Source organism: Micromonospora sp. NPDC127501 (genome assembly GCF_040302185.1).
GTDB lineage: Bacteria > Actinomycetota > Actinomycetes > Mycobacteriales > Micromonosporaceae > Micromonospora.
The window spans coordinates 259,624-278,587 of record NZ_JBEORJ010000001.1; the positions used below are offsets into that span (position 1 = coordinate 259,624).

Annotated in this window: 13 protein-coding genes; 4 read left to right on the top strand and 9 right to left on the bottom strand. The window is 71.5% G+C overall.

What is annotated here, in order from left to right:
* Positions 1–38: 38 nt before the first annotated feature.
* Together ABTW72_RS01080 and ABTW72_RS01085 are read right to left on the bottom strand one after the other, a co-directional pair.
* Positions 39–1,172 (bottom strand): cupin domain-containing protein, encoded by a 1,134-nt coding sequence (locus tag ABTW72_RS01080; protein WP_350852537.1) that lies wholly within the window; start codon positions 1,170–1,172, stop codon positions 39–41.
* 13 nt (positions 1,173–1,185) lie between these two features.
* Positions 1,186–1,446: a hypothetical protein gene (locus ABTW72_RS01085; protein ID WP_350852540.1), complete on the bottom strand. Its 261-nt coding sequence runs from the start codon at positions 1,444–1,446 to the stop codon at positions 1,186–1,188.
* 198 nt (positions 1,447–1,644) lie between these two features.
* On the opposite strand from ABTW72_RS01085, the gene ABTW72_RS01090 reads away from it, so the two are divergent.
* A complete protein-coding gene (locus ABTW72_RS01090) occupies positions 1,645–3,222 on the top strand; it encodes a LuxR C-terminal-related transcriptional regulator (protein WP_350852543.1) in 1,578 nt (525 codons plus the stop codon).
* A gap of 7 nt (positions 3,223–3,229) precedes the next feature.
* Complete coding sequence (locus ABTW72_RS01095) at positions 3,230–4,057, top strand: GNAT family N-acetyltransferase (protein ID WP_350852546.1); 828 nt, start codon at positions 3,230–3,232, stop codon at positions 4,055–4,057.
* 15 nt (positions 4,058–4,072) lie between these two features.
* Here ABTW72_RS01095 and ABTW72_RS01100 read toward each other — a convergent pair whose 3' ends face one another.
* The gene (locus ABTW72_RS01100; protein ID WP_350852549.1) at positions 4,073–5,083 is read right to left on the bottom strand and encodes an aldo/keto reductase; all 1,011 of its coding nucleotides are present in this window, start codon (positions 5,081–5,083) and stop codon (positions 4,073–4,075) included.
* A 115-nt stretch (positions 5,084–5,198) separates the two neighbouring features.
* Between ABTW72_RS01100 and ABTW72_RS01105 the strand changes: the two genes are divergently transcribed.
* Together ABTW72_RS01105 and ABTW72_RS01110 are read left to right on the top strand one after the other, a co-directional pair.
* On the top strand, positions 5,199–5,807 hold the full coding sequence (locus tag ABTW72_RS01105) for a TetR/AcrR family transcriptional regulator (protein ID WP_350852552.1): 609 nt from the start codon (positions 5,199–5,201) through the stop codon (positions 5,805–5,807).
* 162 nt (positions 5,808–5,969) lie between these two features.
* The gene (locus ABTW72_RS01110) at positions 5,970–8,792 is read left to right on the top strand and encodes an AfsR/SARP family transcriptional regulator (protein ID WP_350853924.1); all 2,823 of its coding nucleotides are present in this window, start codon (positions 5,970–5,972) and stop codon (positions 8,790–8,792) included.
* Positions 8,793–8,844: 52 nt separating this feature from the next.
* On the opposite strand, the gene ABTW72_RS01115 is transcribed toward ABTW72_RS01110, so the two are convergent.
* From ABTW72_RS01115 to ABTW72_RS01140, 6 genes are all read right to left on the bottom strand, one after another.
* Complete coding sequence (locus ABTW72_RS01115) at positions 8,845–11,019, bottom strand: peptidase domain-containing ABC transporter (RefSeq protein ID WP_350852555.1); 2,175 nt, start codon at positions 11,017–11,019, stop codon at positions 8,845–8,847.
* Complete coding sequence (locus tag ABTW72_RS01120) at positions 11,016–11,510, bottom strand: hypothetical protein (protein ID WP_350852558.1); 495 nt, start codon at positions 11,508–11,510, stop codon at positions 11,016–11,018. Before ABTW72_RS01120 ends, ABTW72_RS01115 begins: the two co-directional genes overlap by 4 nt.
* The gene (locus tag ABTW72_RS01125; protein WP_350852561.1) at positions 11,503–14,835 is read right to left on the bottom strand and encodes a type 2 lanthipeptide synthetase LanM family protein; all 3,333 of its coding nucleotides are present in this window, start codon (positions 14,833–14,835) and stop codon (positions 11,503–11,505) included. The genes ABTW72_RS01120 and ABTW72_RS01125 overlap by 8 nt, the downstream gene beginning before the upstream one ends.
* A gap of 93 nt (positions 14,836–14,928) precedes the next feature.
* On the bottom strand, positions 14,929–15,207 hold the full coding sequence (locus ABTW72_RS01130) for a mersacidin/lichenicidin family type 2 lantibiotic (protein WP_091399738.1): 279 nt from the start codon (positions 15,205–15,207) through the stop codon (positions 14,929–14,931).
* 89 nt (positions 15,208–15,296) lie between these two features.
* A complete protein-coding gene (locus ABTW72_RS01135; protein ID WP_112603060.1) occupies positions 15,297–15,548 on the bottom strand; it encodes a mersacidin/lichenicidin family type 2 lantibiotic in 252 nt (83 codons plus the stop codon).
* 72 nt (positions 15,549–15,620) lie between these two features.
* A complete protein-coding gene (locus ABTW72_RS01140) occupies positions 15,621–18,938 on the bottom strand; it encodes a type 2 lanthipeptide synthetase LanM family protein (RefSeq protein WP_350852565.1) in 3,318 nt (1,105 codons plus the stop codon).
* Positions 18,939–18,964: the final 26 nt, after the last annotated feature.

Genomic DNA, 18,964 nt, shown 5'->3' on the forward strand with positions numbered 1-18,964 from the left:
CGGCCGTCCTCCGACCGACGGCCGGTCGGTCGCCTGGCTCAGATCACGACCTGTTTGGTGTTCGGCAGGCTGTCGACGATCGACTTCTGCACGTTGATCGTGTCGGCGATGACCTCGTGGGGCGTGTTGGCCATCCACTGCATCACCGAGATGTCCTCGAAGCGGGGATGACGGAACATCTCCAGGAACACCAGTGGCTCGTCGCCGGTGTTCTCGATGTAGTGGCCGTACGCGAACGGAACGTAGCCCACGTCGCCGGCCTGGAAGTCGAACGTCCGGGCCGCGGCCTGGGAGGCGAAGACGCCCATCCGCCCGGTGCCGGAGATGTAGTACTGCCACTCGTCGGTGGTGGGATGCCAGTGCAACTCGCGCATCCCTCCCGGCTCGACCTCCACCAGGGCCGCGGCGGTGGTCACGGAGGCGGCGAAGTTGGTCGAGTCGGTGATCCGGACCGTTCCGCCACGGAAACGCTGCGGGGTCTGCGCGAGCATCCGGTGCTTGAAGCTTCGTGGGATGTCACCGGTCGGGCTCACCACCCGGTCCTGTTGCAGGGGCGGTGGGACGTCGCCCTGGAAGATGTACTTCTCCCGCTCGGGCAGGTTCTCCATCTGTTCCAGCGTCCAGCCGAAGTTCTTGGCCAGCACGTGTCGAGGGGTGTGTGCGAAGAAGTCGCTGAGCAGGAACGTGTTGTTCTCCGAGAACGCGCCGTCGTCGAAGACCAGCAGGAACTGCGCGCCGTCCTCCAACGCCTGGATGTTGTGCGGCACGCCCTGCGGAAAGAACCATAGATCGCCTGCCCTCACGTCCTCGATGAAGTTGCGGCCCTCGTGGTCGACGGCGCTGATCCGGCAGCTGCCGCTGAGCATGTACGCCCACTCCGACTGCTGGTGCCAGTGGATCTCCCGGTACGCGCCGGGCTCGAGACCGAACTGGACACCGGACAACTGACTGGCGATCGGCAGGTCTCGGCTGGTGACCTCGCGGGTCCAGCCGCCCTTCTCCACCCGGGTGTGCGCCTGCGAGAACGAGAACTTGAGGTTGGGCACCAGCCGGCTGTCGGTCGTCGGTGGAACCAGGAGGTCCGGGTTCTGCCGTTCGAGCTCGACGTTGCGGCCCGCGAAGGGCGGCGCGCCCTGGTCACCGCGTCGCGGTTCGGGATCGCTGTTCGCCATGATCGCTGTCTCCTCACTCGGGTTGGATCGGATTGGGCGCGGGAACGGATCCGCCGCGCAGCCGTAGCCGGGACGAGACCCCCAGCAGGGCACGCAGTCCGGGCCAGCCGTACTGGACAGCGATCGCGACCGGAATCGCCGCGGCGGTCGCCAGCAGCACCAGGCGGGTCCACGCCGGAGCGTGACCACCCGCCCCGGTGCCGGCGTAGAGGACGAACATCAGCAGTACGACCCGGAGCCGAGGCAGACCGGGAAGTTCGGTGAACTGGGCCATGATTCGATGATCGGCGCCGAACGTCGCCGGTCGCATCACGTGATCGCGCCATTACCGCAGGTCGAATCCCGGACGGCGGGGGTCATTCGACGCAATCCCGCCGGTTCGTCGATCTGGTCGCCCTTACCTGCCGCCATGGCTAGGCTCGGTCGCAGGACGGCATTTCGACGCGCCGGGTAACAACCGGGGAGAACGCCATTGTCCGAATCACCCTTCAACGCCGGAACGCTTCCGGCCGACGACATCGCCACCGACGCCGAGCAACGACGGCACCGGCTGTTCGCCACGGCGGACCAGCTCCGACTCGCCGGACGCGGGATGGAGGCGCTGCACGTCCTGGCGGCGGAGATCGCCACGAGTCGCAGCGGCGAGCGCCACCGCGCCCTCCTGCTCGGCCGCCTGGCGCAGATCGTGGCACTGGAGCAGCCGACGGTCGCCCTCGCCGGTCTGCGGGAGGCGCTGAACCTCCGACTGGACACCGGCAGCCGCGGCACCCTGCTCGCCCTGGTCGCCACGATCGCGGCCCGCACGGGACATCCGGACACCGATGCCCTGCTGCGCGACGCGGGCACTGCGCACGCCGCGTCGGGTGACCCGACGTCCGCTCGTCACCTCGCCCTCGGCCGGGCCGCCCGTTCGCTCGCGCACGGTGATCTGCCGGGCGCCCAGGCCGTGCTGGCGGCCCTCGACCCGGACTCCTGGGCGGCACGCGCCGACGCCCCGTCCATCCGGGCGGAACGGATCCTCGTGCAGCTCGGTCTGGGCCGGCACCAGGACGCGTGGGCCGCGACCCGCCAGGTGCCCGACGCGACCGACGTTTCATCCACCGGACTGACCGCGCTGGACTGCCTGCGCATGGTGGCCGTGGGAGAGCTGCCCGAGGCGGCCGCACTGGCCGTCACGACACTCAGCTCGGGCTCTGCGGACCTCAGTAGGGAGGTGCGTGCCCTGTTGGTCGCGGTGATCGGCGAGGTCCGCTACCGCCGGGGCGAACACGACGACGCCCGCGCCATCCTCCGCACCTGCCTCGCCGAGGACCGGTGGCCCGACCGGACGATGTGGACGTTCGCGTTCTGTGTGGCGGTTCGCGACCCCGCTTTCAGCGCGCCGGCCGGCCTGCTCACCACTGTCGTCGCCGACCTGCACCGGTCGGTTCGGTCACTCCTGCCCGTGCCGCACTTCGGCCCCCGACTGGTACGCGCGGCGGTGGCCGCCGACGACACCCGGGCCGCCCGCCGGGTCACCGAACTGGTCGAGCTGGTCTCCACCCGTACCCCGGTGCCGCTGTGGCACGCGCTGGCCGACCAGAGCCGAGGGTTGCGCGACGGCGACCCGGACGCCCTCCGTTCGGCGGTGGACCGGCTGCGCACCACCGCCGCGCGACCGGCGCTGGCCGACGCGTTGCTCGACCTCGCGAACAGTCCCCGTGCGCGACCCGGGGAGGCGCGCGATGCCGCACACGAGGCGGCTGCCCTCTACGCCCGGATCGGCGCTCCTGGCGACCAGGCGATAGCGGACCGGCGCTGCGCCGACCTCGCGGCCCCGCGCCACCGGCAGTCGATCGACGAGCCGCCACGCCGGGGTATCGGCGCGCTCACCCCCGCCGAGGAGCGGGTGGCCGAGATGCTCGCCGGCGGCGCCACAAAGAAGGAGGCGGCCCGGAGCCTCTTCGTCTCCTTCCACACCGTGGACACCCAACTCCGCTCCATATATCACAAGCTGGGCATTCACAATCGGATGCAGTTGGTGCGGGCCTGGGAACGGACCAGACGATAATCGGCCGATGACCGCGCCAGCCGACCTGACCCCGCTCGCCGAAGCCGTGGAGTGCGAATTCATGCACTCCTACGAGTCGCAGGCGCCCGGGCCCACGTACACCGAGCTCGGGATCGCGACCACCCGCATCGGCGGCGGTGTCGTCCTCGCCATGCGCAACGATCCCTCCGGCGGGTACTGGAGCAAGGCCCTCGGCTTCGGCACCACCGAGGCGTTCACCGTGCAGACCCTGGATCGCGTCCTCGACTTCTACCGGGAGCAGGGCGTCGACCAGGCTGTCCTCCAGCTGATTCCGTCGGTGCTGCCGGCGGGCTTCGACGAGGTCGCCGCCGCGCGGGGGCTTGAGCCGGGAAGCACCTGGGTCAAGCTCGCCGCCCGACCCGGCGACGTCGCCGCGGCGCGGACCCGTCTGCGCGTGGCCCCGGTGTCGACCGCCGAGGCGCGGCGCTGGGCCGACGTGCTGCTCACCGGGTTCGGCATGCCGACCGGTGGGCTCACCGACATGCTGGCCGCGACGGTCGGCCAGCCGGCGTGGCGACCGTACGCGGCCTGGGACGACGGCGAACTGGTCGCGGGCGGCAACCTGTTCCTGCACGGCGAGGCCGCGTCGCTCAACGCCGCCGCGACGGCCACCGGTCACCGCGGCCTCGGGGCGCAGTCGGCGCTGATCGCCGCCCGCGCCCGAGCCGCGGCCGAGGCGGGATGCCGGTGGCTGTTCGCCGAGACCGGCAAGCCCGCGCCCGGCCAGCAGAACCCGTCGCTGAACAACATGCGCCGGGCCGGGCTGGTGCCGCTCTACGAACGCCGCAACTGGGTCTGGCGAGCAGCTTCCTGAGACCGCCCGCCGCTGTCACTTCTCACTGTCGAGCAGCGCCATCATGGCGGTCGCGTACCGCTGGCCGGAGGCGGCGCCGGCCGGCACGGCACGCTCGATCTCGTCCAGCGCGTCCTGGTCGAGCACCAGGTCTACCGCGGCCAGCGACTCGGTCAGCCGGTCCCGCCGCCGCGCCCCGACCAGCGGCACGATCTGTTCGCCCTGTGCTGCCACCCAGGCGATCGCCGCCTGACTGGTGGTCGCCCCCAGCCGCTGTGCGACCCGGCCGAGCGCGTCCACCAGACGCAGGTTGGCGGCCAGGTGCTCGCCCTGGAACCGTGGGCTGTTGGCCCGGAAGTCCGTACCGGTCAGCGCACGGTCGGCGGACCAGTGGCCGCTGAGCAGACCTCGGGACAGCACCCCGTAGGCGGTCAACCCGATGCCCAGCTCCCGCAGCGCCGGCAGGATGGTGGCCTCCGGGCCCCGGGAGAGCAGCGAGTACTCGATCTGGACGTCGCTGATCGGCGCCACCGCCGCGGCCCTGCGGATGCTGTCCGCGCCCACTTCGGAGAGCCCGATGTGCCGGATGTAGCCGGCCTGCTGCATCTCCAGCAGCGCGCCCACGGTCTCCTCGACCGGCACCTGCGGGTTCAGCCGCGACGGCCGGTAGATGTCGATGTAATCGGTGCCCAACCGTCGCAGTGAGTACGCCAGCCGGTCCTTCACCGCCGCCGCCGACACGTCGTACGGTGCCGCCTGGAAGCCACCCTCGGGCGTCCGGCGTGCGCCGAACTTCACGCTGAGCACCACCTCGTCCCGGCGACGCTCCCGCAGCACCCGGCCGATCAGCATCTCGTTGTGACCCGATCCGTAGAAGTCCGCGGTGTCGATCAGGTTCACACCGGCGTCGATCGCCGCGTGCAGCGTCGCGACGCTCTCCGCCTCGTCGGCCGGCCCGTACAGGTCCGACATGCCCATCGCGCCGAGCCCGATGATCGACACCTCCGGCCCGGAGGCACCCAACCGTCGCCGTCGTAGACCCGTCATGTCCCTCGTCTCCTTCGGTCGTCGTCGCGGTGCGTCGTGGTGTCCGGGCACCGCTGTGTACGCTGTGTCCATATAACCAGCAAGTAGACAGCGTGTCCATATACCGGGAGGACCAGTGGCCGAGCTCACGCCGGACGCCCAGACGCCAGCGCGCCGTGGTCGCGGCCGCCGCCCCGCCGATCAGGTACGCGCGGAGATCCTCACGGCCGCCGGTGAACTCCTGCTGGCCGAGGGCATGGCCGGCTTCACCATCGAGAAGGTCGCGGCCCACGCCGGAGCCAGCCGGATGACCATCTACAAGTGGTGGCCCTCCAAGGGAGCGCTCGCCCTGGACGGCTACTTCACCGTCGTCGCGCCCACCCTGGCCTTCACCGACACCGCCGACATCGTCGCCGACCTGACCAACCAGCTCGTCGCGTTCGTCCACCTGGTACGGGACACCACCGCCGGGCGGGTCATCAGCCAGCTCATCGGGCAGGCGCAGACCGATCCGGAACTGGCTGCCGCCTACCGCGAGCGCTACTCCGGACCCCGGCGGGCCCTCGCCGTCGAGACCCTCACCAGGGCCATGGCCCGGGGGCAGCTGCGCGCCGACATCGACCCGGAATCCGTCGTCGACCAGCTCTGGGGCGCCTGCTACCACCGGCTTCTCATCGCCGACCTGCCGCTCACCGAGGACTTCGCCCGCACCCTGGTCGACAACCTCATCCGCGGACTGCGCTGACCGGCGAACGGTCAGGCCACCGTGCATGCCACAAAGCCACCGGGCCCCGCCGGCGACCGCCCGACCAAACATGAAGATCATGTTCAATCGGTGCTAACGTCATTGATCGATGCTCATACGATCGTCACTCTCGCCCGGCCGGCACCGCAAACTGAGGTGACGATGCCCCTCCACTTCGACCTGCTCGGGCCGCTGACAGTGTCACGGGACGGCCGACCGGTCGCCCTCGGGTCGACGAAACAGCAGCTGGTGCTGGCCGCTCTGCTGCTACGCCCGGGTGAGGCGATCTCCGCCAACGAGCTGATGACGATGGTGTGGGGCGACCAGCCCCCCGCCTCGGCCGCCGCGAACCTGCGCACCTACCTGCGAGGGCTGCGCCAGGCACTCGACTGCGCCGCGGGCGAGCGCCGCCGGATCCTCACCACACCAGGCGGCTACCTGCTTCGCGTCGAGCCGGACGAGCGGGACGTGGACCGGTTCGACGCGGCGGCGGCGCGCGGACGGGCAGCTCTGGCCGCCGGCGACCCGGCGGCGGCGCAGCCGGAGCTGGCCCTCGCGCTCGGCATGTGGCGGGGGCCCGCCTTCGCCGGGCTGCCGCTGCCCCGGCTCCTCACCGGCCGGGTCGCGCGGATCACGGAGCGGCGGCTGCTGACCGAGGAGGACCACGCCTCGGCGCGGCTCGCGCTCGGCGAGGCGGCCCAGGTGATCCCCCGGTTACGGGCGCTGCTCGACCGTCACCCACTGCGGCAACGGGCCTGGTCCCAACTCATGACCGGCCTTTACCAGATCGGCGACATCGCCGGGGCTCTGGCAGCGTTTCAGCAGGCCAGGCGCGCGCTGGCCGAGGAGACCGGTATGGACCCCGGCCCCGAGCTGACCCGGTTGCACGACGACATCCTGCACCACCGCCTCGGCCAGCAGGCCGCGACGAGCAGGCCCGCGGACAACGCGTCGGCCGGCGCGGCACCGGGCCACCCTCAACAACTGCCACTGGCCCTGCCCGACTTCGTCGGGCGCAGCGCCGAACTCGATCTCCTCGACGCGACCCTCAGCGCCCGGCCCGAACGACCCGCCACCGTGGACATCGTCACCATCAGCGGCATGGCCGGCGTGGGCAAGACGACGCTCGCGCTGCACTGGGCCCATCGGGCCGCCGACCGCTTTCCCGACGGCCAGTTGTACGTCAACCTCCGAGGTTACGACGACGCGGACGCGGTCTCCCCCGCCGATGCCCTGGTCGACTTCCTCGAGGCGCTCGGCGTACCGGTCGGCCGCATCCCCAGCAGCGTCGACGCCCGGGCCGGGCTGTACCGCAGCCTGCTGGCCTCGCGTCGGATGCTCGTCGTCCTCGACAACTCGCGCGACGCCGACCAGGTACGACCGCTGCTGCCCGGCGTGGGCCAGTGCGCGGTCCTGGTGACCAGCCGCGACCAGCTCAGCAGCCTCATCGTGGCCGAGGGCGCCCGACCGTTGACGCTGGAGGTGCTGACGGCCGCCGAGTCGACGAGGCTGCTCCGCAGCCGGCTGGGTGACGACCGGGTGGTCGCGGAAGCGGCGGCGACCAACGAGGTGATCGAGGCGACCGGTCGCCTCCCGCTCGCCCTGTCCATCGTGGCGGCCCGGCTGACCGCCCGGCCCACCTTCCCGATCGACGCCGTCGCGGCCCAACTACGCCCCTCCGAGTCCCGGCTGGAGCAACTGGCCGACGGGGACGTCCGCCGGATCTTCTCCTGGTCGTACCGGGCGCTGAGCACCGAGGCGGCCCGCCTGCTGCGCCTGCTGGGCCTGCACCCGGGCCCCGACCTGACTGGAGACGCCGCCGCCGCGCTGCTCGGCCGCCCCCGGGCGGCCGTCACCCCGCTGCTGAAGGAGCTGACCCGGCTGCACCTGCTGACCGAGCACCTGCCCGAGCGGTACGCCCTGCACGACCTGCTCCGGTCGTACGCGGCCGAACTGGCCCAGGCATCCGACCTGGCCGAGGAGCGACAGGCCGCCGCGCGCCGGATGTACGACCACTACCTGCACAGCGCGCACCCCGGCGCCGTGTTGCTCCAGCCGACCTGGGCACCCATCGCGCTGGAACCACCGATGCCGGCGAACCTCCACGTGCCGATGTCCGACCGGGTCGTCGCGGCGGCCTGGTTCCACGCCGAGCACCCCGTCCTGCTGCGGGTGCTGCGTCAGGCCGCGGAGACCGGCTTCGAGCGGTACGCCTGCCAGCTCGCCTGGGCCCTGGCCGCGTACCTCGCGCCTCGGGGCATGTTCCAGGAGCAACTCGCGGCCCAGCAGGCGGCACTCGCGGCGGCGCAGCGGATCGGCGACGTCCGGGCGCAGGCGCAGGCCAACCGGATGCTCGCCCGCGCGCTCATGCGGCTCGGCGACCAGCACGCGGCCGAGCACCACGTACAGCGGGCGCTCGACCTGTACGAACAGCTTGAGGACCTGGACAGCCTGGCGCTGATCCTGCGCCAGTACACCGAGCACTGCACCCAGTACGGCCGGCTGGACGAGGCGCTCAAGCACAGTGCCGAGGCGCTGCGAATCTCGCAGCTCATCGGCAACCGGTACGCCGAGGCGCGCGCGCTGAACGTCAAGGGTTACCTGCACGCCCTGACCGGCGACTACCACCAGGCCGTCGTCGACTGCGCCGAGGCGCTGGCCCAGCAGGAGGCGATCGACGATCGGGTCGGGCAGGCCGCGACGTTGGACAGTCTGGGCTTCGCGTACCACCGGCTCGGTGACCCGGCCAGGGCGGCGTCCTGTTACGAGCAGTCCGTCCAACGCTTCCGGGAATCGGCCAACCGGTATCACGAAGGGCTGACCCTCGTCCGGCTCGGCGAGGCGCGCGAGGCGATGGCGGACCCTCCGGCCGCTGCCGAGGCATGGCAGCGGGCCATCCGGATCTACGACGACCTGGGCGACCCCGCCGCCGACGTGGTGCGACAGCTGCTGGCACGCGTCGCGCCCGGCGCTCCGGCGCGCTGACCCGGAGCGCCCGGCACTCCGGGTCGCTGACCCGGCGCAGTGGGTGCCCCGGCTACAGCGGCCGGGCCGTCTGGAGCTGGTCGCGGATCAGCGCCTCGTAGTGGCGCCCGTGCGCGATCAACTCGTCGTGCGTGCCCTGCTCCACCAGGGAACCCTCCTCCATCACACCGATCAGGTCCGCGTTGAGCACTGTGCTCAACCGGTGTGCGATGACGATCCTGGTGCACGACAGCGCCGAGAGGACCTCGTCCACGCGACGCTCGGTGACCACGTCCAGGTGGCTGGTCGCCTCGTCGAGCAGCAGCAGCGGCGGATTGTGCACGAGGGCGCGGGCGAGGGCCAGCCGTTGTCGTTGACCGCCGGAGAGCCCTCCGCCGCCCTCGGTGAGTCGGGTCTCGTACGCCATCGGCATCGCCATGATCTCGTCGTGGATCTGCGCGCGCTGGGCGGCGAGGACGACCTCGTCGTAGGTCGCCGACGGGTGCCCGAGGGAGATGTTGTCGCGGACGGATCCGGCGAACAGGGCAGGCTCCTGGGTGACCATGCCACACCAGCGGCGCAGCTCGCGGAAGTCGAGGTCCTGGAGCAGGCGCCCGTCGAATCGGACCTCGCCCTCGCTGGGCACGTACAGCCCGATGATGGTCTTGGCGAGCGTCGTCTTGCCCGATCCGGTCCGCCCGACGAGCGCCACCTTCGCGCCGGCCGGGATGGTCAGGTCGACCCCGCGTACGGCCCAGGCGGCGTTGGCGCTGTAGCGCATGCCGACCCCGGTCAGCGTCACCTGCCCGGAGATACGGCCCGGCGGCTGGGACGTGGCCCGGTCCTGCTCGGCGGCCTCGTCCATCACGTCCCGGATCCGCTCCAGGTGGGTGCCGACCGTCTGTAGTTGGCGGGCCGTGTTGACCAGGCCCATCAACGGGGTGAGCACGGCCGCGGCGAGGGCGTTGAGCGCCAGCATGGTGCCCAGCGACATCGCGCCGGCAACGACCTGGTGGGCTCCGACCCACAGCAGGAGCAGCGGCGAGCCCATCCGGAACACCCCGAGCGTCGCCTCCAACCCGGTCTCCAGCTGACGGCGGTGCAGCGAGGCGAACTGACGGGTCTGGAAGAGCCCGGACCAGCGGCCGAGGACCTGCTGCTCGGCGCCCATCGCCTTCACCGTCTCGGCGCCGGCCAGCACCTCGACCGCGTAGTTCTGCTCCTCGGCCTGCGCGGCGATGTCGCGATGCGTGCGTTCCCGCATGGCCCGGTACGTCGCCACGATCGCGCCGAGTTGCAGCAGACCCAGGCCCAGCACCAGCCAGGCGTAGAGCGGTGTGAATGCCAGGAGCATGCCGATGTAGACGACGACGAACAGGCCGTCGAGGACGAGCGACATCGTCTGGCTGGTGACCAGGTCGCGGATGACGGTGTTGCTGGACATCCGCATCAGCAGGTCGCCGCTGCTGCGCAGTTGGAAGTAGGAGTACGGCAGGGCGAGGAGGTGGTCGAAGAAGCGCCGCATCATGGTGTCGTCCATGCGCGCGTGCAACACGTTGAGAGCGGCACCTCGGGCGTAGGTGCCCACCCCCTGGGTGGCCAACAGCAGGAGCATGCCGAGGCCGAGGACGGTCAGGGCGTCGACCTGCCCCTTCCCGATCACCGTGTCGACCGCGAACTTGGTGATCAGTGCCGGCAGCAGCACCGCCAACTGGAGCAGCAGCGAGACGACCAGGACCAGGCCGAGCAGCGGACGGGAGAAGGTCAGCATGCTGCGGGCGAACCGCAGCGAGGCCAGCCGTCCCGGGCTTGGGCGTCGCTCGAACTCCTCGCCCGGGGTGAGTTCGATGGCGATGCCGGTGAATCCCTCGCCGAATTCCTCGCGGCTCATCCGCCGCCGGCCCATCCCCGGGTCGACGACGACGGCGCCGCGTCGGTCCCACCGCTCCAGCACCAGATAGTGCCGGAAGTTCCAGTGCACGATCGCCGGCAACCGCAGCTGCGGCAGTCCGTCGAGGTCGACGCTGACACCTCGGGCCCGCATCCCCGTCCGGCGGGCGAGTTGGGTCATCTGCAACGCCGTGGCCCCGTCGCGGCCGATGCCCAACTGCTCCCGACACTCGGCGACAGAGGTCCACCGCCGGTAGGAGCTGAAGACCATGGCCAGGCACGCGGCACCGCATTCGGTGGCGCTCATCTGGAGCATGATCGGTACCCGGCGGCGCGGTCGCAGCCAGCTCATCGTCATCGGAGGACCCCCTCAACGCCCGGCACCAGCTCCAGCAGGGTGGGGTTGGCGACCACGAGACTGAGCCGGCCGAAGCTCTCCTTCGCGTCTCCGGCGAGCCAGACGATGGTGATCGGCCGGGGCACCTCCGCCGGGATGTTCCAGCGACGATCGGCGGTGTCGTCGACGACCTCGGCCCGGACGACCCGCAGGATCGCCCGGCCGCCCTCCTGCACGAGGGTGACCTCCGTGCCCGGCGCCGGCTCCGGATTGAGGCGCCCGGCGAACATGGCGACCAGGTTCGGCCCGTCGGCACCGATCACGGCGCCGTCGACCGTTCGCGGCACCCGCATGACCGCTGCGAAGCCCACGCCGATCAGCAGCAGCACGGCGAGCGCGACCAGCGGCCGTCGTGAGGACCGGATCGGGCTCCGCCCGGGACCGTCGTGCACGCCACCGCGGTAGGTCGCCAACGCCTGCGGCCGGTACGGCCAGAGCTGCTGCTCAGCCACGCGAGTCACCGCCCACCGCCGGGACCGGAGGCTCAACCAGCAGGATCGACGGAACCCGCTCCGGCAAGGCCAGGCGCAGCAGGTTGTAGCCGATGCCGGCGATGCCGCTCATCAGGCCGGGAGTCTCCGCACCGAGCGGAACCCCACACAGCCAGCCGTCCCGGTCGATGTAGTCCAGGATGCTGGCGGCCACCAGCTCGGCCTGCCGGGCGGCGTCCTCGTCGCTGCGGACCCGGGCAGCGGCCAGCAGGGCCTCGACGTTACCGAGATCGCCGTGGCAGATGCTGTGGTTGCCGGTGCCCGTGATGACCTCGCCGGTCAGGCCGAACCGCAGCATGCCGGTGCTGGCGTCGGAGAGATCACGATCGAGCAGTTCGTTGTCGTCGACGTAGCCGGCCAGGTCGGCGCGGGCGAGCGCGATGCCGGGCCCGCCGTGGCACCAGGCGACCATGGAATACCGCTCCGGCGTGGTGTCGCGCAGGTCGAGCCAGCACATGTGCTCCGGGTCGAAGGCCGAGCGCTCGTAGCGCATCGCTCCCTCGACCAGCGGCAGATGGTCGCGGTTGCCGAGGGCCCGGTCCAGCCGGGCCAGTGCGACAGCGATGCCGGACCCCCCGTGTGAGAAACCCGCCAGCGGCCGACTCGGATTCACGGCGCCCGCCCAGCCGATCCCGTCGCCGGCCGGCTCGGCCTTGTCCGCCAGGATCCGGGCGAACGTGCGGGCCGCGTCGAGGACCGGCTCCGACGGCCGCGCCGCGTGCAGCGCCAGCAGCGCGAGGATCGCTCCGGCCGCGCCGCTGATCACGTCGTACGCCTCGTCCTGCGGCGCGAGGTGCAGCAGGACGGGCACGATTCGTCCGGCGGCGTCCAACAGGTCGTCGCGTTGCCACAGGGCGCCCAGGTGACTCAACGCGTACAGCGGTCCGCCCAGCTCGTTGAAGGCGCCGACGGTGAAGTTCTCCAGGCTCTCCGGCGGCGTCTCGTCGAGCAGGTCGATCTGACGTACCAGCATGCCGACGGCGACCTCGGCCGCGCCGCGGAAGCGCTGCTCGCCGCTGACCTCGCCGAGGTAGCCGAGGAACATCGCGATCCCGGACAGCCCGCTGTAGAGGTCGATCCCGACCGGGCCCAGCTGCCAGATCTTGTCGGCCACCAGGGTGTGCCCGAGCCAGGCGATCGAGTCCTCGCCGGTGTCGGCCGACAGCAGCAGCCGGTCGCCTGCGGCGCACGCGGCGGCGATGAAGCGACCCACGTCGGCGGGAACGGTGGCGGCGGTGACCTGGTACTCCGACCATTGTCCCTGACTCTCCACTCCCATCGTCAGCGCCGCGAGCGAGCTGCGCAGGATCCAGGTCTGCTGGGCCAGGTGCGTTTCGGAGAGGGCGCCGATGCGCTGCCGCGAGCGCTCCAGACCGCTGGTGGGCAGCACCCCGGCGACCACCGAGCCGTCTCCCGCGACGAAGTCGTGCGAGGCGGGCGTCGTGCTGAAGAAGGGGATGTCGCCGCGGCTCAGCTGCGCCTGCTCGGCGGTGGCGATCCGGGCCTCGGCGCCGGGCCACTCCTCCTGCAACCAGAGGAAGCTGAAGAACCGCTCCCGGTCCAGCGCGTTGCGCAGCAGGTCGGGGTGGCGGCTCTCCTGCAGCAGCTTGCCGTAGGTGCGGGTGGCGCGCAGGATCACGCGTACCTCGTCACCCGCGAACGCGGCCACCGGTCCGTCCGGTGCCAGCAGCTCGTCGCGGTGGCGGTGCAGCAGCCGGTAGGTCTGCTCGAACCCGGCCAGGATGTCGGCGCTGAAGTCGAGGGTGTGGTGCGCCGCGTCGCTCAGGCTGGGGAGGTTCTGCCCGCCGCCCATCTCGATCCTTTTGCGGACCAGGCGCATCTCGTCGGTGCCGGATTCCTCCCAGGTGGCGACCGGGGTGGGCGTGAGCTGCCCGGCGGTGCCGGCCAGGCCGCTGAAGTCGACGCCACCGACGCCGTCGTCGTCCTGGTAGATGATGGGCCGGGGCAGGAGCCCGACCTCCAGGACCGACTCCCGCATCGTCCGGAACGACTCCGCCGAGACGCCGATCTGCTGGTCCGTCTGCTCGCCCTGCGGGTGGAAGAGGGCTTCCAGGTCGACCAGCATCGGGTGCTCGCCGGCGGCGATGATGTTCTCCAGGTGGAAGTCGACGGCCGCGAGGCTGTGCAGCAACGCCAGGTAGCTGCCCTGCCGGGTGTAGAAGCGGCGCAGCGCGTCGTGATCGGCGCAGGGCCCGGCGGTGACGAACTCCGACCAGCCGTAGTCACCGCGGTCGAGCACCCACATGGTGCGCAGCGACGGTTGCGCGCCGCGCGTGTTGAGCCAGTCCAGCAACTGCTGGAAGTGCAGCTCGACCTGCAGTCCGCGCGGCTTGTAGACGGCGCGGGCGCCGTTGGCGAAGCGGACGAACCCGACCGAGCGGCCACCGCGGTGTGAGTCACCGGCGCCGAACGACACCTCCGTCACGCTGCCCAGCTCCGCCGGGTCGCCCAGCCGGGCGGTCAGGGCGGTTGCGTCCGCGGTGAGGCGCTGGGCGAACTCGATCCGGGCGTCCACCCAGTTGTCGATGAGGATGGTCGCGTCCCGGGCCAGCACCGGGTACTCCATCAGGACGTCGAGCGTGTACTTCGGGTCGCGCAGCCGCCGGGCGAAGTCCTGGAAGCGCTGCTGCGAGGTCTCCCCCTCCAACTGCCCCTGCAACCGCAGGACGTTGAGTTCCAGCACGAGCACCCGGCCGACGAGCAGGTTGATCGCCCCGTAGGGCGGCTCGCAGAGTTGGTCGGCGAGCAGGTCGGCATCGAGGTGTGGTCCCGGCGTTTCGGCGCAGGCCGCGTGCACCGCGTCGCGTACCCGGCGGACGCCGTCGTCCACCAGCGGACGCACCAGCTCGACGAACGCGGCGTGCGGGTGCGGCTCGTGGTGGTGGTCGTGGTCGTGGTCGTGCCCGTGGTGCTCAGCGGCAACGGTCTCGCCCGGCCGGTGGTTGCGCCATGCGCGCTCGATCGTGCGCACGTAGTCCGGGACGTCGGCGAACCTGCTGCGGACCGTCTCCGGCGTCTCGCCGAGCACTCTGGTCAGGGTGGGCTCGTCGAGGTCGAGGGCGTCGAGCCAGCTCTCGAACAGGTCCGTGTCACCGGCGAAGACCGGTTCGTTCTTCCACCGATCGAGCCGGAGCCGCCCCCGGTCCTCGTCCACCGAGCCGGTCGGCGCCGCGCCGCCGAGCCTCTCCGGCAGGGAGTACGCCAGGTACCAGCAGGGGTTCGAAACGTCCACCGGGTCGTGGCCGGGCAGGTGCGACTGCGTCATCGGGGTGCTCTCTCTCGCGCAGCGGTCGGGTCTCGCGGGGGGACGGTGCCCGGACACCTGAGGTGTCCGGGCACCGCCGGTGGAGCGGGTGGATCAGGCGGTGCACAGTCCGCAGGTCGACTGCGTCTGGCAGGTACCACAGGTGGTTCCGCCGCACGTCGCGCCACAGGAACCGCACGGGGTCTCCCGGGCGGTGAAGCCGCCACAGCAGCCGAGGGTCCACAGTCCCTCGGTACGCGCGCCGGCGATGTGCGCGAGGACGTCGTCACCGAGCTCGACCACGCCGCACGGGTGTTCCGGCAGCGCGGCCAACTGCTCGGCGGAAAGGCTCGCCCGGTACTCGGGGTCCTTCCAGGCTTGCACGATGTTCATTAAGGGCTCTCCTCAGGGAATCTGGGGTGTGCCGGCGAGGAAACGCATCCGTGCGGGACGGTCCGGGTTCCCCGCCGAGGTGGATCGGGTCAGCCGCAGCAGCCGGCGGTGAACGCCGCGCAGGTGCCGTTGCAGAAGGTGCCGTTGAAGGAGAAGCAGCCGGCGGCCCCGGTGACCACGGTGATCGTGGGGGTCGGGGTCCAGGTGCCGCCGTCGGCGCCGTCGAGCTCCTGGTCGTTCAGCTCGACGAAGCCGGCCGGGTTCGCCGGCAGGCTGGCCCGGTCCTCGGCGCTGAGGGACGCCCGGTAGACCGGGTCCTTCCACGCCCTGATGTAGTCCATGTGAAACTCCGATCTTTAGGTGGTGAAGCGCGATACGTGGATGGACCTCCACGGCGGAACCGTAGGACCGCGTTATGGCAGATCGATGGCACCGCGATGGTCGGTCGGCGGCTCCAGCAGCAGCACAGACGGCACACCCGCCGGGTCGGCCCACCGCAGGAGCGCGTAGCCGATGCCGGCCAGGCCGCTCATCAGCCCCGGTGTCTCCACGCCCCGTGGCACGCCGCACCGCCAGTTGCGGTTCTCGATGTCCACGACGGCGGTCGCCGCGATCGCGGCGACGCGCTGGACCGCCTCGTCGTCCCCGAGGGCCCGGGCGGCGGCCAATGCGGCCTCGGCGTTGCCGAGGTCCCCGTGGCAGATCGAGTGGTTGTGCAGCAGGTTGCTCGGCTTGAGGGTCGCCGTCAGCGCACGCCGCAGGTCGTCGCGCAGCAGCGCGTCGTCGGTGGCGTAGCCCAGGAGTTCGACGCGTGCCATCGCGACCCCGGCCGCACCGTGGCACCAGGCGACCATGGAGTCGCCCTCCGGCGTGTCCGGGCGTAGGTCGCGCCAGTTACCGGTCGCCTCGTCGTACACCGTGCGTTCGTAGCGCAGCGCCGCGTCCACCGCGTCGCGATGCTCGTGCGTCCCGGTGTACCGGTCCCATCGGGCCAGGGCGGTCGCGATACCGGACGCGCCGTGGGAGAAGCCGGCCAGCGGCGTGTCCGCGTAGAGGGTGCCGGACCAGCCGACCCCGTCGCCGACCGGCCGTGCGCCGCTGAGCGTGTGCCGGGCCAGCGTCCGGGCGCCGTCGAGCAGGCTGGGGTCGGCGGTGACCCGGTGCAGCGACAGCAGGGCCAGTAGCCCGCCGGCGCTGCCGTTGATGATGTCGTACTCGCGGCTTTCGGTGGCGTGCGTGACCATCGACGCGGCCAGGCCCACGGCGGTGTCGACCAGGTCGGCGCGGTCCAGGACAGCGGTGAGGTGGCTCAGGGCGTACACCGAACCGCCCAGGTGGTCGAAGCCGCCGACGCCCGCGGTCGCGGTCGGGCCGGCGAGCCAGCTCCGCGCCTCGCGGAGCATCATTGTGGCGGCCCGGTCGGCGGCCTGCCGGTAGACCGTGTCGCCAGTGACGTCCGCCAGCCGGGCGAGGAACAGGGCGATGCCACTGATGCCGTTGTAGAGGTCCATGGCGCTCGGGCCGAGCATCCACACCTTGTCGGCGATCAGGCTCAGGCCCAGCCAGCAGATCCGGTCGTCCTCGGTGAGCGCGGTCGCCAACAACCGATCCCCGATGATGCGCGCCGCGTCGACGAGGCGCTCAGGTGCGACCGTCGCGGGGGCGACAGGCGAGTGCACGACCTTCTCGGGGACGACCGGCGGCGGCAGGACCACCGCGCCCGGACGGCTCGGTGGACGCCACCGCGACGGGTCTCCCATGATCAGCGCGGTCAGCGAGGCTTCGATGATCCAGCTCTGTTGGGCCAGGTGGTCTTCGGACATGCCCACCAGTCGGTCGCGGACCGCGTCCAGACCGGTCTGGCGCAGTGCGCCCGGCACCACGGTGCCGTCGCCACCGGTGAGGTCCGTCGACGACGGTGTAGTCACGAAGATCGGCACGTCGCCGGCGTACATCTGGGCCAGTTCCGCGGCGATGAGGAGGTCGCGGTCCTCGCGGTGCTCGTGCCCGGCCCACAGGTTCTCGAAGTACCGGTCCCGGTCCAACGCGTCACGCAGCAGGTCCGGGTGCTGCGCCTCGGCGAGCAGCCGGACGTACGACTCGGTGGCGCGCAGGACCACCCGCACCTCGTCGTGCGCGAACGCGGCCAACAGGCCGGACGGCCCCAGCAACTCGTCCCGGTGTCGCAGCAGGATCCGGTAGAGCGTGCGGTATCCGTCGCCGATCTCGGGCGCGAACTCCGTCACGTCCAGACGCTGCTCGCCCAGAGTGGGCAGGTTCCCCGAACCGGGCAGCGGGACCCGCCGCCGATCCAGGCGCATCTCGTCGGTGCCGAACCCGTCCCAGACCGTGACCGGCCTGGCGGTCAACTGCCCACCAGCCCCGGACATCCCGCTCATGTCGAACTGGTTGACCTGGTTGCCCTCGGTCCAGACCACGGGTGCCGGCAGCAGCCCCACCGTGACGACGGACCTACTCATCAACCCGACGCCGGCGCTCTGCAGGTAGCCCGCCTGGTCGCCGATCGGCCGCTCCCACTGCCAGTTGTGCAGCATCGCCTCCAGATCGATGAGCATCGGGTGCTCACCGGAGGCGATCACATTCTCCTGATGGAAATCCGTCGCGCCGAGGGCCTGCAACAGGGCCAGGAGCGCGCCCTGCCGTCGATGGAACCGGCCGAGGGCGTCGCGGTCGACGCAGGGTCCACTCTCGACGAACTCGGTCCACCCGTACACCTCGCGGTCGACGACCCAGAACGTCCGCAGCGCGGGGTGCGCGCCGCGCTCGTTGAGCCAGGCCAGCAGGTGTTGGAAGTGGCCGTCGACCTGTAGGCGCCGGGGCTTGTACATCACCCGCGCGCCGGTCGCGAAGCGGACGACCGCCACCGAGCGACCGCCCCGATGGTTGTCTCCCGCCCCGAAGCTCACCTCGGCGAGGTCGCCGAGCGAGTCCGGCCCGCCGCACCGGTCGGACAGCTCCGCGTGGTCGGCGACGACGCGCTCGGCGAACTCCAGCCGGCTGGCCTCCCAGTTGTCGACGACGCGCACCAGATCCCGGGCCAGCACCGGATATTCGCGCAGCAGGCGCAACGCGTGCTGCGGCTGCTCCAACCGGTGGAGGAAGTCGTGGAAGCGCTCGTGCGGGCTGCTCCCGGACAGCTCGCCCCGGATCCGCAGCACGTTGAGTTCCAGCGCCATCGTCCGGGCCACCAGCATGTTGACGGTGTCGACCGGCCCCGGGCCCAACCGCGTGGCCAGCGCCTCGGCGGAGAGGTGCGGGTGGCCGTCGACCAACGCCGCCACCCGCGCGCCCAACCGTTCGAGTGCGGCGGCGATTAGTGGCGCGACGAGCACCGCGAATCCAATGCTGTCATCGTGTCCAGCCGCGCCGTGGGCGGGCGCCACAGTGGCGGCCGCACGTCGCCGCGCGGCCTCGACCAGCCGACGGGCGTAGTCCGGTGCCGTGTCGAACCGAGCCCGAACGGTCTCGGGCTGCTCGCCGAGGACCCGGATCAGACCGGCCTCGTCGAGCCCGTGCTGGGCCAGCCTCTGCGGGATCAGGTCGGGCCGCCTCGCGTGGACCGGCTCGTCCAGCCACATCTTCAGCCGGATCCGGCCGAGATCTTCGTCCACGGGGCCTGTCGGCACCGCGTCGGTCAGCCGCTCCCGCAGGGAGTGACTCAGAAACCATCCGGCGTCCCCCGGCTGCACCGGGGCAAGGCCGTCGTCCATCTGCTCCGCCTCACCGCGCGGCATCG